The sequence below is a fragment of the Variovorax sp. LjRoot290 genome, from assembly GCF_964253985.1.
Taxonomy (GTDB): domain Bacteria; phylum Pseudomonadota; class Gammaproteobacteria; order Burkholderiales; family Burkholderiaceae_C; genus Variovorax.
In genome coordinates this window covers 4,051,275-4,064,965 of record NZ_CAXURW020000001.1, presented here as the reverse complement: position 1 = coordinate 4,064,965, position 13,691 = coordinate 4,051,275, and the positions used below count along the sequence as shown (strand labels likewise).

Annotated in this window: 16 protein-coding genes; 14 read left to right on the top strand and 2 right to left on the bottom strand. The window is 66.8% G+C overall.

Going from position 1 to position 13,691, the window contains the following annotated elements; all coding sequences use genetic code 11:
• The first annotated feature begins 3 nt into the window (after positions 1-3).
• The 14 genes from ACSQ9A_RS20235 to ACSQ9A_RS20170 all read left to right on the top strand — a co-directional run bounded on the left by ACSQ9A_RS20235 (position 4) and on the right by ACSQ9A_RS20170 (position 12,126).
• Positions 4-258, top strand: coding sequence for a 4-oxalocrotonate tautomerase family protein (locus ACSQ9A_RS20235; protein ID WP_093102809.1), 255 nt, complete (start codon positions 4-6; stop codon positions 256-258).
• Between the two features lie 10 nt (positions 259-268).
• Positions 269-1,228 (top strand): acetaldehyde dehydrogenase (acetylating), encoded by a 960-nt coding sequence (locus ACSQ9A_RS20230; protein WP_436304909.1) that lies wholly within the window; start codon positions 269-271, stop codon positions 1,226-1,228.
• Positions 1,225-2,277 (top strand): 4-hydroxy-2-oxovalerate aldolase, encoded by a 1,053-nt coding sequence (dmpG, locus tag ACSQ9A_RS20225; protein ID WP_436304908.1) that lies wholly within the window; start codon positions 1,225-1,227, stop codon positions 2,275-2,277. Before ACSQ9A_RS20230 ends, dmpG begins: the two co-directional genes overlap by 4 nt.
• Positions 2,278-2,398: 121 nt before the next feature.
• Positions 2,399-2,653: a hypothetical protein gene (locus ACSQ9A_RS20220; protein ID WP_436304907.1), complete on the top strand. Its 255-nt coding sequence runs from the start codon at positions 2,399-2,401 to the stop codon at positions 2,651-2,653.
• A 124-nt stretch (positions 2,654-2,777) separates the two neighbouring features.
• On the top strand, positions 2,778-3,161 hold the full coding sequence (locus tag ACSQ9A_RS20215; protein WP_436304906.1) for a hypothetical protein: 384 nt from the start codon (positions 2,778-2,780) through the stop codon (positions 3,159-3,161).
• A 167-nt stretch (positions 3,162-3,328) separates the two neighbouring features.
• Positions 3,329-7,381 carry a PAS domain S-box protein gene (locus tag ACSQ9A_RS20210; RefSeq protein WP_436304905.1) on the top strand — a complete coding sequence of 1,351 codons (4,053 nt, stop codon included), beginning with the start codon at positions 3,329-3,331 and terminating at the stop codon, positions 7,379-7,381.
• Positions 7,381-8,007, top strand: coding sequence for a response regulator transcription factor (locus tag ACSQ9A_RS20205; RefSeq protein ID WP_093102818.1), 627 nt, complete (start codon positions 7,381-7,383; stop codon positions 8,005-8,007). Before ACSQ9A_RS20210 ends, ACSQ9A_RS20205 begins: the two co-directional genes overlap by 1 nt.
• A gap of 107 nt (positions 8,008-8,114) precedes the next feature.
• Positions 8,115-8,495 carry a response regulator transcription factor gene (locus tag ACSQ9A_RS20200; RefSeq protein WP_093102820.1) on the top strand — a complete coding sequence of 127 codons (381 nt, stop codon included), beginning with the start codon at positions 8,115-8,117 and terminating at the stop codon, positions 8,493-8,495.
• A gap of 58 nt (positions 8,496-8,553) precedes the next feature.
• The gene (locus tag ACSQ9A_RS20195) at positions 8,554-8,781 is read left to right on the top strand and encodes a hypothetical protein (RefSeq protein ID WP_093103245.1); all 228 of its coding nucleotides are present in this window, start codon (positions 8,554-8,556) and stop codon (positions 8,779-8,781) included.
• Positions 8,782-8,798: 17 nt separating this feature from the next.
• Positions 8,799-9,416, top strand: coding sequence for a response regulator transcription factor (locus ACSQ9A_RS20190; RefSeq protein WP_093102821.1), 618 nt, complete (start codon positions 8,799-8,801; stop codon positions 9,414-9,416).
• Positions 9,417-9,463: 47 nt separating this feature from the next.
• Complete coding sequence (locus ACSQ9A_RS20185) at positions 9,464-10,120, top strand: enoyl-CoA hydratase-related protein (RefSeq protein WP_436304904.1); 657 nt, start codon at positions 9,464-9,466, stop codon at positions 10,118-10,120.
• Positions 10,121-10,232: 112 nt separating this feature from the next.
• A complete protein-coding gene (locus tag ACSQ9A_RS20180; protein WP_093102825.1) occupies positions 10,233-11,090 on the top strand; it encodes an aldo/keto reductase in 858 nt (285 codons plus the stop codon).
• Positions 11,091-11,125: 35 nt separating this feature from the next.
• Positions 11,126-11,581 (top strand): N-acetyltransferase family protein, encoded by a 456-nt coding sequence (locus ACSQ9A_RS20175; RefSeq protein ID WP_436290891.1) that lies wholly within the window; start codon positions 11,126-11,128, stop codon positions 11,579-11,581.
• A 5-nt stretch (positions 11,582-11,586) separates the two neighbouring features.
• The gene (locus ACSQ9A_RS20170) at positions 11,587-12,126 is read left to right on the top strand and encodes an N-acetyltransferase family protein (protein WP_436304903.1); all 540 of its coding nucleotides are present in this window, start codon (positions 11,587-11,589) and stop codon (positions 12,124-12,126) included.
• 10 nt (positions 12,127-12,136) lie between these two features.
• Here the strand turns inward: ACSQ9A_RS20170 and ACSQ9A_RS20165 are convergent, their stop codons facing one another.
• Both ACSQ9A_RS20165 and ACSQ9A_RS20160 read right to left on the bottom strand, forming a co-directional pair.
• The gene (locus ACSQ9A_RS20165; protein WP_093102828.1) at positions 12,137-12,880 is read right to left on the bottom strand and encodes a GntR family transcriptional regulator; all 744 of its coding nucleotides are present in this window, start codon (positions 12,878-12,880) and stop codon (positions 12,137-12,139) included.
• 41 nt (positions 12,881-12,921) lie between these two features.
• Positions 12,922-13,686 (bottom strand): aspartate/glutamate racemase family protein, encoded by a 765-nt coding sequence (locus ACSQ9A_RS20160; protein WP_436304902.1) that lies wholly within the window; start codon positions 13,684-13,686, stop codon positions 12,922-12,924.
• Positions 13,687-13,691 lie beyond the last annotated feature (5 nt).

Below are 13,691 nucleotides of genomic sequence, written 5' to 3'. Positions count from 1 at the left end.
ACCGTGCCCATTGCCTTGATCAAGATCATTGAGGGGCGCAGCCCCGAGAAGAAGCGCCGGCTGATAGAGAGCGTTTCGCAGGCCATGGCAGACAGCCTCGAGATGCCGCTCGACGCAGTGCGGGTCCTTCTCCACGAATACCCGTCAGGCCATTGGGGACGCGGGGGCCGCCTGGTGTCCGACATCCAGGCGAAAACGCCCTCCGAATCACCCAGTGCACAGGTGGCCGACGCGACGGCCAAGCTGCTCGCGAACTGAAAGAAGCAACATGACGAACAAACTGAAGGTCGCAATCATCGGCCCGGGCAATATCGGCACCGACCTGATGATCAAGGTCATGCGCAACAGCAAGCACCTCGAGATGGGTGCGATGGTCGGGGTCGACCCGAAGTCCGATGGGCTGGCCCGCGCCGAGCGCTTCGGCATCGCCACTACCGCAGAGGGCATCGAAGGGTTGGTGCAGCTCGGCGTGTTCCGCGACATCGACATCGTGTTCGATGCCACCTCGGCCGGTGCCCACAAGCGCCACAACGAGGTGCTGCAGGCCCATGGCGTGCAGGTCATCGACCTGACACCCGCTGCCATCGGCCCCTACGTGATCCCCGCGATCAACCTCGATGCCGAGAACGCCAGCAACATGAACATGGTGACCTGCGGTGGGCAGGCGACCATCCCCATGGTGGCCGCCGTGTCGCGCGTTGCCAAGGTGCACTATGCCGAGATCGTCGCATCGATCTCGAGCAAGAGCGCCGGCCCCGGCACGCGCGCCAACATCGACGAGTTCACCGAAACCACCCGGGCCGCGATCGAGAAGCTCGGCGGCGCAGAGCGCGGCAAGGCGATCATCGTGCTGAACCCGGCGGAGCCGCCGCTGATCATGCGCGACACGGTGCTCGTACTGTCCGAAGCGGCCGACCAGGCGGCGGTGGAAGCCAGCATCGCGCAGATGGTGGCGAGTGTGCAGACCTACGTGCCTGGTTACCGCCTGAAGCAGCGCGTGCAGTTCGACGTGATCCCCGCCGACCGGCCGCTCAACCTGCCCAAGCTTGGCTTGCGCCATGGGCTCAAGACCTCGGTGTACCTCGAGGTCGAAGGCGCCGCGCACTACCTGCCGGCTTACGCCGGCAACCTCGACATCATGACCTCGGCCGCGCTCGCGTGCGCCGACCTGATGGCGCAACGACGCATCGCCAGCGGCATCGCTCGCGGCCTGAAGGAGATCGCATGACGCCGGGCAACAAGCTCTATATCAGCGACGTCACCCTGCGTGACGGCAGCCATGCCGTTCGCCACCAGTACAGCATCGCGGACGTCAAGGCGATATCCGCGGCACTGGACGCTGCCGGCGTCGACAGCATCGAGGTCGCGCATGGCGACGGGCTGGAAGGCTCCAGTTTCAACTACGGCTTCGGTGCGCATACCGATGTCGAATGGATCGCGGCAGCGGCCGAAACGGTCAAGACCGCAAAGGTCGCAACCTTGCTGTTGCCCGGCATCGGCACCACGCACGACCTGCGCAACGCCTACGATGCAGGCGCGTGCATCGTGCGCGTCGCAACGCACTGCACCGAGGCCGACGTGTCTCGCCAGCATCTGGAATACGCGCGCGAGCTCGGCATGGACCCGGTGGGTTTCCTGATGATGAGCCACATGACCACGCCGAAGAAGCTGGCCGAGCAGGCGCTGCTGATGGAAAGCTATGGCGCAAGCTGCGTCTACGTGGTCGACTCCGGCGGCGCGCTCGGCATGGACGACGTGCGGGACCGGTTCCGAGCGTTCAAGGAGGTGCTGAGAGCCGATACGCAGACCGGCATCCACGCGCACCACAACCTGGGCCTTGGCGTGGCGAACTCGATCGTGGCCGTGGAAGAGGGCTGCGATCGCATCGACGCCAGCCTGGCCGGCATGGGCGCCGGTGCCGGCAACGCGCCGCTCGAGGTGTTCATCGCGGCGGCCGAGCGCCAGGGCTGGCGTCACGGCACCGATCTCTACAAGCTGATGGACGCGGCCGACGACCTGGTGCGCCCGCTCCAGGACCGTCCGGTGCGCGTCGATCGCGAGACGCTGGCACTGGGCTATGCGGGCGTCTATTCGAGCTTCCTGCGCCATGCTGAAGCGGCCGCGAAGAAGTATGACCTGAAGACCGTGGACATCCTCGTCGAGCTGGGCGCACGCAAGATGGTGGGCGGCCAGGAAGACATGATCGTCGACGTGGCGCTCGATCTGCTTCGCAGGTCCGAGCACGACCGTGTGCAGTCCGGACTCGCGATGAGCTAGGCAGCGAGGTGCAAGCTGAGGCGATGAGTGCGCCCAGCTCGGCACTCCACTGCGGTGCGCTCCTACATGCATTGCCGAGAGGCGCGGTGTACGTTGTCATTCCAACCGAAGGAGGCACGTCATGGCCACTCAGCAGACACCGTCCCGTCCACGGTCCACTGACAAATCGAAGGTTCTTCCCGAGAGCCCGGCAACCATTGTCCCTGCGGAAGCCGATAGTGACAGCGAGTATGCCGACGCGACCGAATCCACGGGCGGCAGCGCCGCCGACCAGGCAGACGCGGTCAAGCCGGTCGGGGATCAGAACGCCCCAGGTTCCGTCAAGCGCAAGGAGGCCTCGATGGAGCCGGGCCACCGTGGCTTGGGAGGCTTTTGACGCACGTCCGTCTGATCGGCGTGAGTGCACGTTCGCCTCTGGGTCGCAGGGCGGAAGTCCTTGATGTCAAGGATTGCCATCCGCCTCGGTGCGGCGTATCTTGGCTGCCGAGAAGGAGCGATCCATGCCTTCACCAACAAGCTTCGTACGAAGAGACAAGCGCGGCGCGCCCCCGATGCGCTCGAGCTCATCGAGCTACGCCGGAGCAATGACGCCGCCATCGGATGCCGAGTTGTGCGAGCGCGCCGTGCTGGCGATTTGGCGCAGTTTGGACGAGCACGATCTCGTGGACGAGCGGGTACGAGCCGACCTGGCAGGTGTCCTTGAGCCGTTGATCGCTCTTGCCCTGGGAGATCGTCCGCAACGGTTGATCAGCACGCTCAGGTTGCCAAACCCGATCGATGCGTCCCACCTGTATTGGCTCACTCGCCGGCTCCTGACTTTCGTCCCCGAACTGCAAGCCATGGCCGCCAAGCCGGGAGGCGATGGACCTCCGCCCCTCGCCTGACGCGATGTCGTTCGAGGCGTCTTCGACCGAAGCATCGGCCCCTGCGCCGTGAGATCGGGTTGGCGTGCGCCGTGACAGCGGTCACGCGGGCGTTCAGAATAGCGTTCGCCGCTACCCAAGGAGGAGCCGGCCCTACCACCGGCGCTGCGCGACATGCTGCGGCTCACATGCCGCGACGCCTATCGGAGTCGCTCGTGACGAAACGTAAAGACGACGAAACGCTGTCGCGCCCGGCGCGTCAGCCTTTCGAGCGGCAGGTCGAAGCCTCGCTGCGCGAGCACGCCGACCTGCTGAATCTCACGCACGACGCCATGTTCGTGCGCGACATGGAAGCAGCGATCAAGTACTGGAACCGCGGCGCCGAGGAGATGTATGGATGGACGGCTGAAGAGGCGCTCGGCAAGTCCGCGCCCGAGCTGCTGAAGACCGTCTCCACCGTGCCGCTCGAGCAGATCGAATCGCAGGTGCTGAGCACCGGACGCTGGGAAGGCGAGCTGGTGCATCACAGGCGAAACGGAACGCCGGTGGTCGTGGCGAGCCGCCTGGCATTGCAGCGAGACGAGCAGGGCGAGCCGGTGGCGATCCTCGCGACCAATACCGACATCACGCAGCACAAGCGGGCCGAGGAGGCCCGGCAGGATCTCGAGGAGCAATGGAGAGCGGCCTTCGAAGCCAATCCCACGATGTACTTCATCATCGATGCGGCCGGCGCGATCCTGTCGGTGAATCCTGTCGGCGCAGAGCAGTTGGGTTGGCACGTGAGCCAGCTGATCGGCCAGCCGGTGCTGAACGTGTTCTACGAAGCCGATCGGGCGTTCGTCCAGGGAAACGCCGAGCAGGCTTTCCGGCAGCCGGGGCGCGTGATGCGCTGGAAGGCGCGCAAGGTCCGCAAGGACGGCACGATGCTGTGGGTCCGGGAGTCGGCGAACGCGGTCGTGCTGAGGGGCGGGCCGGTGCTGCTCGTGGCGTGCGAGGACATTACCGAGCGCAAGCACGCCGAGGAGGCGTTGCGCGAGAGCGAGGAGCGCTTTCGCACGCTTGTGAAATTCTCTTTCGACGTGTACTGGGAGAGCGACGCCCAGCATCGCTTCACCCGGCAGGAGTATTCCGCCCAGTTCGACCGTGCGCCGGCGCCGCGCTCGGAGATCGGCAAGACGCGGTGGGAAGTGCCCTATCTGGAGCCGGACGAGGAGGCTTGGCGCCAGCACCGCTCAGCGCTCGATGCCCATGTCCCGTTCCGCGACTTCGAGCTCGCCCGGGCGACGTCCGACGGCGGCATACGCCATGTGTCGGTATCCGGGCTGCCGATGTTCGACGAGGCGGGGCGCTTCACGGGCTACCGGGGCGTCGGGCGGGACATCACCGAGCGCAAGCGCGCTGAAGATGCGCTGCGCCGGAGCGAGAAGGAGCTTCGGGAGGTGCTCGAGACGATGCCGGCGATTGCCTTCGTCACCAACGCCGATGGCTCCGGTGTGCTCGTCAACCGGCGCGGGAGCGAATACACCGGCTTCTCGCTCACCGGGGCGAACTGGCTGGCTGCAATTCATCCCGAAGATCTGCCCGGCTACGTGCAAGCGCGGGCGCATCACATGGCGACCGGCGAGCCTTTCGAGCAGGAAACGCGTGTTCGTCGCGCGGACGGCGAATACCGCTGGTTCCTGAGCCGCGCCGTGCCGATGCGCGGCGAAGGTGGAAGGATTCTGAAGTGGTATGGAATCCTTACCGACATCGAAGACCGGAAGCGCGCGGAAGAGGAACGCCGCGCGCATCTGTGGTTCCTGGAAAGCATGAACCGCGTCAACCGCGCCATGCAGGGAACCAACGACCTCGAGAAGATGATGAGCGATGTGCTCGATGCAGTCCTCGACATCTTTGCTTGCGACCGGGCATGGCTCACCTATCCGTGCGATCCGGAAGCTGGCTGCTGGCGCGCGGTCATGGAACAGACGCGGCCTGAGTTTCCCGGCGCGTTCAGCCTGGGCGCCGAGCTGCCCCTCGATGCGGATGTCGCCACGGTGTTCCGGACAGCGCGCGCTGCGAGCGGAGCCGTGTCATTCGGTCCTGGCTGCGAGCTCCAGGTGCCGGCGCAGCTCGCGGAGAGTTTCAGCATCAGATCCGTGCTCGCCATGGCGCTGTACCCCAAGGCCGATCAACCTTACCTCTTCGGGCTGCACCAGTGCTCGCGCCCGCGCGCCTGGACGGCGCAGGAAACGCGGCTGTTCGAGGAGATCGGACATCGGCTTGCCGACGCGCTCACCAGTCTTCTCATCTTCCGCAGCCTGCGCGAAAGCGAGCGCAAGCTCGAAGAGGCGCAGCGCATGGCGCATCTCGGTCATTGGGAAGCCGACCTGGACAGCGGTCGCGTGACCGCCTCGGAAGAAGCCTACCGCATCCACGGCCTTAAGCGGCCCGAGTCCGGGCAATTGGAAGGCCGGTTGCTGGACCTCGTCCATCCGGACGACCGGGAACGGGTGAAGCAGGCCAATGAGGCCGGCGTGCAGGGCGGTCCGCGCTTCGACATGGAATACCGGGTGGTGCGTCCGGACGGTGAGGTGCGCGTGGTCCACAACAGCGCCGACGTGGCGCGCGATCCCTCCGGCCGGCCTCGGCGCTTCTTCGGCATCGTGCAGGACATGACGGAGCTCAGGCATGCGGAAGAGGAGCTGCGCGAAAGCGAAAGCCGATACCGGCACATTTTTCAGGGCGCGAGCGTTTCGATCTGGGAAGAGGACTTGTCCGCGGTCGAGGCGGCCATCGACGGACTCAAGGCGCAGGGCGTGCGCGACTTGCGCCGGCACCTGGCCACGCATCCCGAGTTCGTCCGGCAGGCCCTCGCCCTGGTGAAGGTGCTCGACGTCAACGACGCAACCATCGAGCTGTTCGGGGCGCGGAGCAAGGAGGAGCTCATGGTGTCGCTCCCCAAGCTCGTCCTGCCGGAGACCGATCAGGTGTTCGCAGAAGAGCTGTGCGCCCTGGCAGAGGGCCGGACTTCCTTTACGGCCGAGACGGTGCGCGGAACGCTGAAGGGAGACAAGTTGTCCGTCCTCCTCACGATCGCGTTTCCGCCTCAGCCGGCCAAGTTCGGCAGCACGCTCGTGAGCATCATGGACATCACCGAGCGCAAGCGGGCCGAGTACTTGACGCGGCAGATGTTCGAGAGTGCCTCCGATGGCGTGGCCGTGATCGGCCGGGATTACCGCTATCAAAGGGTCAATGCGGTCTACGAGCGCAACTGGAGGATGCCGGCCGAGAAGATCGTCGGCATGCATGTCGCCGATCTCCTCGGGACCGACGTCTTCGAGCGCACCGTGAAGCCGAGTCTCGACCGCTGTCTCGCCGGAGAGCAGTTCACCGTCGCAGAATGGTTCACGACCGAACTGGGGCGCTTCTACCTGTCGGTGTCCTACTCGCCGCTGCGGCTCGATTCGGAGCGCCTGGAGGCAGCGCTTGTGATCACGCGCGATCTCACTGACCACGTCCTCGCGTCGGAAGCCCTGCGCGAGGCGCAGGCGGCGCTTGCGCGAGTGAACCGCGTGACCACGCTCGGCGTGCTGGCGGCCTCGATCGCGCACGAGGTCAACCAGCCGCTCGGAGCCATGGTCGCAAGCGCGGGGTCCTGCGCGCGCTGGCTCGCGGCCCAGCCGCCCGAGCTCGAAAAGGCCCAGCGCTCGCTCGGACGCATTGCCAGGGACGGCAAGCGCGCGAGCGAAGTCATCGACCGCATCCGCGCCCTGGTCATGCGCCAGCCGCCGCACCGGGACCGCGTCGACGTCAACCAGACCATCCTCGACGTGATTGCGCTCACGCGTGACCAGATGCGTCGCAACGACATTGCGCTCGAGAAGACGCTTGCCGACGGCCTGCCGCCCGTATGGGGCGACAGGGTGCAGCTCCAGCAGGTGATCCTCAATCTGATCGTCAACGCCATCGAGGCCATGAGCGCGACCGGCAATCGCCCGCGACAGCTGGTCATCGGCGCGAGCGAAGCGGAGGGCGGCGTGTGCATCGAGGTGCGCGACTCGGGCCCCGGCATCGCGCCCGAGATCGCGGACAAGCTCTTCGAGCCCTTCCATACCTCCAAGGCGCAGGGCATCGGCATGGGGCTTTCGATCAGCCGGTCGATCGTCGAGGCCCATGGCGGCCAGCTCCGGACCGCGCCGAACCTGCCCCACGGCGCCGTGTTCCGGTTTTCGCTGCCGACCGGGGAACGGGAGCCGTAATGGCAACCGAGCGGCCCGTCGTCTTCGTGGTCGATGACGACCTGGCCATGCGCGAGGCGCTTCAGGACCTCCTCGCCTCCGTCGGCATGGACGTGCGCCTTTTCGCCTCGACGCAGGACTTCCTGCAGGCGCAGCGCCCGGACGCGCCCGGCTGCCTGGTGCTCGACGTGCGGCTGCCCGGCGCAAGCGGATTGAGCTTCCAGGAAGAACTCCCGCGAGCGGGCGTCGATCTGCCGGTGATCTTCATCACCGGGCACGGCGACATTCCGATGACGGTGCGCGCCATGAAGGCCGGCGCAGTCGAGTTCCTGAGCAAGCCCTTCCGCGACCAGGAGCTTCTCGATGCGATCGATGCTGCGGTCGAGCGGCACCGCGCGCAGCGCCGCGAGACGGCGCTCGTCGCGGAGCTCCGGCAACGTTTCGCCGCGCTCACCCAGCGCGAGCGCGAAGTCATGGCGCTGGTGAGCACCGGGCGCGTGAACAAGCAGATCGCGGCCGAGCTGGGCATCAGCGAGGCCACCGTCAAGGTCCACCGCGGGCAGATCATGCGCAAGATGCAGGCGAAATCCCTGGCGCAGCTCGTGCGCATCGCGGACACGCTCGGCCTCTCCAACCCGAGGCCTTAGGCGCCTAAACCAAAGTCGTAGCGCACGTGACGCACGTGCAATGGTCTTGCGCGCGCAATCGGCCTAGTCTTGCGTCAACGTTCAAGAAGACCTGCAAGGAGATCCAAGTGCGCAACAACCCGACCGTAGCGATCGTGGACGACGATGAATCGGTTCGAGACACCACGAAGGACCTGCTCGACTCTGCCGGCCTGTCCGCCGCCACCTTCGACTCGGCCGAGAGCTTCCTGCAATCGAAGGGCACGTGCGCCATCCAATGCCTCATCGCCGACATGCGCATGCCGGGGATGACCGGGCTCGAGCTGCACGGCCGCCTGGCCGCCGCCGGCACCCCGATTCCTACGGTCCTCATCACCGCCTACCCCGACGAACGGGAGCGCGCGCGCGCCTTGAAGACGGGCGTGATCTGCTTTCTCGCAAAGCCCTTCAGTGCGGAAGACCTCCTCGCCTGCATCCAGACCGCCCTGCGCGGACGCGATCCTGCGTGAGGCGCACGACCATGCTTCCCGGAGCTGCTTCATCGAAATGAACCACGAGGACACCGCCATGCACGCCGCGCGCCATTCATCCGCTGCACAGTCCGCCTTCGAGCTGCGCTTTCCCTCGCTCAGCGGCACGGGCCGCGCCCTGTCATTTCCCTGCGATGCCAGCGGCTCGGTGCAAATGGACAGCTTGAGCGAGCGCGCGCTGAACAACTACCTTCTTGCGCGCGCACTGACGGGCCGCGACTACGGGTGGCCCAGCGTGCAGGCCTCGTGCCAAGTGCAAAGCTGAAGCGAAGGAGCAAAGCCATGAGCGATCGATCTGCCGAAATCCCGGACGGCGAGGTGCCGTTCCAGGATCCGACTCCCCACGCGTCGCTCGGCGGCGAAGGAGTCGCAGCGAAGGCCGACAGCGCAGTGAAGGTCATCATCGGCGTAGCCTCGCCCGCGCTTCTGTGCGGCCTCGAATCGCTGGTGAGCGGCACCGCGGGCCTCGCTTTCGGGCGCTCGGCGCCCACACTGGACCGTTTGCTCGTCTGCTGCATGGAGGCCGAGGACTGCATCGCTCTGGTGGATCCGACCCTCGGTCCGCAGGGGCTGCGCGCATTCATGCAATTGCTCCGCATGATGGCTGCCAGGGTGCGCGTCGTGCTCATCAGCGACATGCATTCGCCGCACATGGTGCGCGAGGCGATCCGGTGGGGCGCCAGCGGATTCGTCGAGAAGACGGCCCAGCCCGCCGAGATCCGCGCCGCGCTGGTCGCGGCCGCCCGCTCGCAACGCTACCTTTCGCCGCGGATGGCGGCGGACCTGGCCGATTCCTTCGTGCTGCAGGACCTGACCCCACGCGAGATGGATGTGCTCGCCCTCCTCACGCGCGGCGACTGCAACAAGCTCATTAGCTCATTGCACCCGAACTGGCGGTGACCGGAGCTTTCACGATATTCCGCCCGCCGCACGGCCGGAGGACCCACATGCAATCGCTGCAAGACCTCCTCTATGAAAAGAGGGCGGGGATCGCCTACGTCACGATCAACCGCCCGCAGGCGATGAACGCGCTGAGCCACACGGCGCTCGACGAGTTGAGATCGGTGATGGAGGACGCGCGAGGGGACCCCGTCGTCCATGGCGTGATCGTGACCGGCGCGGGCGACAAGGCCTTCGTCACCGGGGCCGACATCACCGCGGGCGCGTCGATTTCCGCCATCGACGCGCACGCGTTCACGCGCAGCGGCCGGCTTGCGTTCGATCTGATCGAGCAGCTCGGCAAGCCGGTCATCGCCGCTGTGAATGGCTGCGCGTCGGGCGAAGGGTGCGAACTGGCGATGGCTTGCACCTTGCGTCTTGCAACGGCGCATGCGAGATTCGGCAGCCCGGAAGCGAAGCCCGGTTTCGTTCGCGGCTTCGGCGGGACGCAGCGCCTCCTGCGTCTCGTCGGCAAGGGCCGTGCGCTGCAGCTCATTCTCACGGCGGACACGATCGACGCGACAGAAGCGCACCGGAACGGCCTCGTCAACGAGATTGTCGATGCAGACCAGCTCATCCCCCGTGCGGAAACGATCCTCAGCCGAATGGGGCCTCATCGAACTGGAACAGGGGAAGCAGCGTCTGCGAGCGCCAGCCGAAGCTGATCACCGTGCGCGAGATGATCCATCGCGCGACCAGCGAGATGGGTTTCGCAGGCGGATCTGCCACCGGTCGCAGAGAATCTTCATCCTTCTACGACTTTGTTCCCGGCAAACAATGAAGACGCTTCAACTTGCAACAGGCACTCCGCTGCCCGTGCTCGGCCTGGGCACCTGGCGCCTGGGCGAAGACCGCGCGCTGCGCCGCACCGAGATCGCCGCCGTGCGCGCGGCCATCGAGATGGGCTACCGCCTCATCGACACCGCCGAGATGTACGGCGAGGGCGGCGCCGAAGAAGTGGTCGGGCAGGCGATCGCAGAGGCGCTGCGCGCCGGCGACGTGACGCGCGGCGAGCTCTTCGTCGTCAGCAAGGTCTATCCACACAACGCGAGCCGCAAGGGCACGCCGGCCGCTTGCGCGCGCAGCCTGGCGCGGCTGGGGCTGGAGCAGATCGACCTCTATCTGCTGCACTGGCGCGGCGAATACACGCTTGCCGAAACCTGCGAGGCGATGCGCGCGCTGGTCGACGGCGGGCGCATCCGGCATTGGGGCGTCAGCAACTTCGACACCGGCGACATGGACGAACTGGCCGCCGTGTGCGGCGAGCCGCTGGACTGCACGGCGAACCAGGTCTATTACTCGGTGCGCGAGCGCGGGCCCGAGTTCAGCCTGCTGCCCTGGCAGCGTGCCCGCGGCATGCCGCTGATGGCCTACAGCCCGATCGACCAGGGCGCGCTGGCGGGCGATGCGGCATTGAAGAAGACGGCGCAGCGGCTCGGCGTCACGGCGGCGCAGCTTGCGCTGGCCTGGGTCATTGCACAGCCCGGCGTCGTCGCCATTCCGAAGGCGGTGCGCGAGGCGCATCTGCGTGACAACCTCGCTGCTGCCGAACTGCAGCTCGGCGACGAAGATCTCGCCGAGATCGATAGACTCCATCCCCCGCCGCGGCGCAAGAAGCCGCTTTCGATGATTTGATCCCGACGACCCAGTACGCAACTACCGAAACCCCGATGACTCCTTCCGTACGCCCCGTCACGCAGAACGACCACGCCGCCTGGCGGCCGCTTTGGGACGGCTACAACGCCTTCTACGGCCGCCATGGCGCGACTGCGCTGGCCGAGCACGTGACGCAGACGACCTGGCAGCGCTTCCTGGATCCGGAGGAGCCGATGTTCGCGCTGGTCGCGGAAGACGAGGGGCAGCTCGTCGGGCTGGCCCATTGCGTCATCCATCGCAGCATGACCCGTGTCGAGCCGGTGTGCTATCTCTCCGACCTGTTCACGCTCGAATCCCGGCGCGGGCGCGGCATCGGCCGCCTGCTCATCGAGGCGGTCTACGAGCAGGCGAAATCGGCCGGCGCCTCGCGGGTCTACTGGCAGACGCACGAATCGAACGCCGCGGGCAGGCTGCTCTACGACAAGGTCGCGAAGCACCTTGGATTCATCGTGTACGCGAGGGAGTTTTGATCACCATGCCCACGGAGAATCCGATGCAGTTCGTCGCATGCACGCACGACACCCACGCCGTTGCGATCCTGGAGATCTTCAACGATGCCATCGTCAGCTCGACCGCCCTCTACGACTACAAGCCCCGCACGCCGGAGAGCATGGTCGGCTGGTTCAAGACCAAGGAGGCGGGCGGGTTCCCCGTGATCGGCGCCATCGGAGAAGACGGCGGGCTCCTCGGCTTTGCCAGTTACGGCACTTTCCGCGCCTGGCCCGCGTACAAGTACTCGGTCGAGCACTCGGTCTACGTTCACAAGGACCACCGGGGAAAAGGCCTGGGCCAGCTGCTCATGCAGGAACTGATCGCGGCTGCCAGGGCGCAGCAGTATCACGTCATGGTCGGCGCCATCGACCTGGCCAACAAGGGCAGCATCGCCCTGCACCAGAGGCTAGGCTTCGAGCATGCCGGAACCATCAGGCAGGCCGGATTCAAGTTCGGCCGATGGCTCGACGTGGACTTCTGGCAGCTGGTGCTCGAAACGCCGGCGAATCCGGTCGACGGCTAGCCTGCGTCCTTCAGGCCAGCAAGGCCTTCACCAGATCGAGCTGCCGGTCCGGCACCCCGCTCGTGAGCTGCAGATTCGCCTCGATGCGCGACAGGTGATCCGTCATGCAGGCCACGGCAGCCTCCACGTCGCCGCTGCGGCATACGCGCAGGAAGTCCGAATGCTCGTCCGAAGAGCAGTGCGGATCGTTGGAGGAGTGGTAGAGCATCGCGATCAGCGAGCTGCGCGCGACCAGTTCGCGCACCAGCTCGGCCAGCGTGCCGTTGCCCGCGGCCTCGGCGAGCGCGACGTGGAAATCGCCCAGCAGCTTTTCGCGCACGGTGCCCGTGGTCGTGGAGCGCAGCGCGCTGCGCTCGAACTGGATGTGCTGCTCCAGCGCGCGGTAGTCCGCGGGCCGGGCCTTGGCGATGAAGAGGCGCACCACTTCGCTCTCGAGGATGCGGCGCACGCCGAAGACCTCGCGCGCTTCCTGCACGCTGGGCTTGCTGACGAAGGCGCCCTTGTCCGGAATCATCTCGATCAGCTTGTCCTTGGAAAGCGTCAAGAGCGCCGCGCGGATCTTGGTGCGGCTCACGGCGTAGACGCGCCCCAGCGCCTCCTCGCGCAGCCAGGTGCCGGGCGGCAGGCGCTTCTCGACGATGGCGGTGGCGATGTCCTGCGCGATGCTTTCGATGGTCGCGCTCTTGTCGGGCGCGGCGGCCGCTTCGGGAACGGCCGCCGGCGTGGTCGTGGTTGCTTTGGTGACGCGGGGCATGGCGCGATTGTGGACGAGCGGCGCCGCATCGCGCGCGGGCTTCAGGCCGCGCGTTTCAGCGCCGGCGCCGGAGACGGCAGCGTGAAGCCTTCCAGCAAGCCGGCGACCGCCTTCGGCAGCGGCTGCGCCAGCTCGCCGCGCTTGCTGGTGCAAAGCCGCAGGTTCACGAGCGATTCGATCAGCTGCGTACTGGCTGCCACGCCGTCGACCACCGGCACGCCCAGCACCTGGCCGATGTGTGCGCACAGGTCGGCCATGCCGGCGCAGCCGAGCACGATGGTGTCGGAGCCGTCTTCGTCGAGCGCACGCCGGCATTCGTCGACGATGCGCTCGCGCGCCTTCGAGCCCGGCGCCTCCAGCTCGAGCACCGGAATTTCGCAGGCCCGCACGTTGGCGCAGAAGCGCTTCATGCCGTAGGCCTCGGCCAGGTGCCAGGCCTGGCCCGTCGTGCGGCCCAGCGTGGTCACCACGCTGAAGCGAGTGCCGACCAGGCTGGCCAGGTGCATGGCCGCCTGCGCGATGCCCACCACCGGCCCGCGCGCCAGCTCGCGCGCGGCCGCAAGGCCCGGATCGCCGAAGCAGGCGATCACATAGCCGTCGATGCCTTCGCGTTCGCCGGCGGCGATCTCCTGCAGCAGGCCGGGCACCGCCAGCGCCTCGTCGTAGTGGCTCTCGATCGAGGCCGGGCCCATCGAGGGGCTGACCGCCACGATCTCGGTGCCGGGCCGCGCGACCGAGCGCGCGCAGGCGCCGATCTTCTCGGTCATGCTCCAGGTGGTGTTGGGGTTGATGATCTTGATGCGCATGAAAG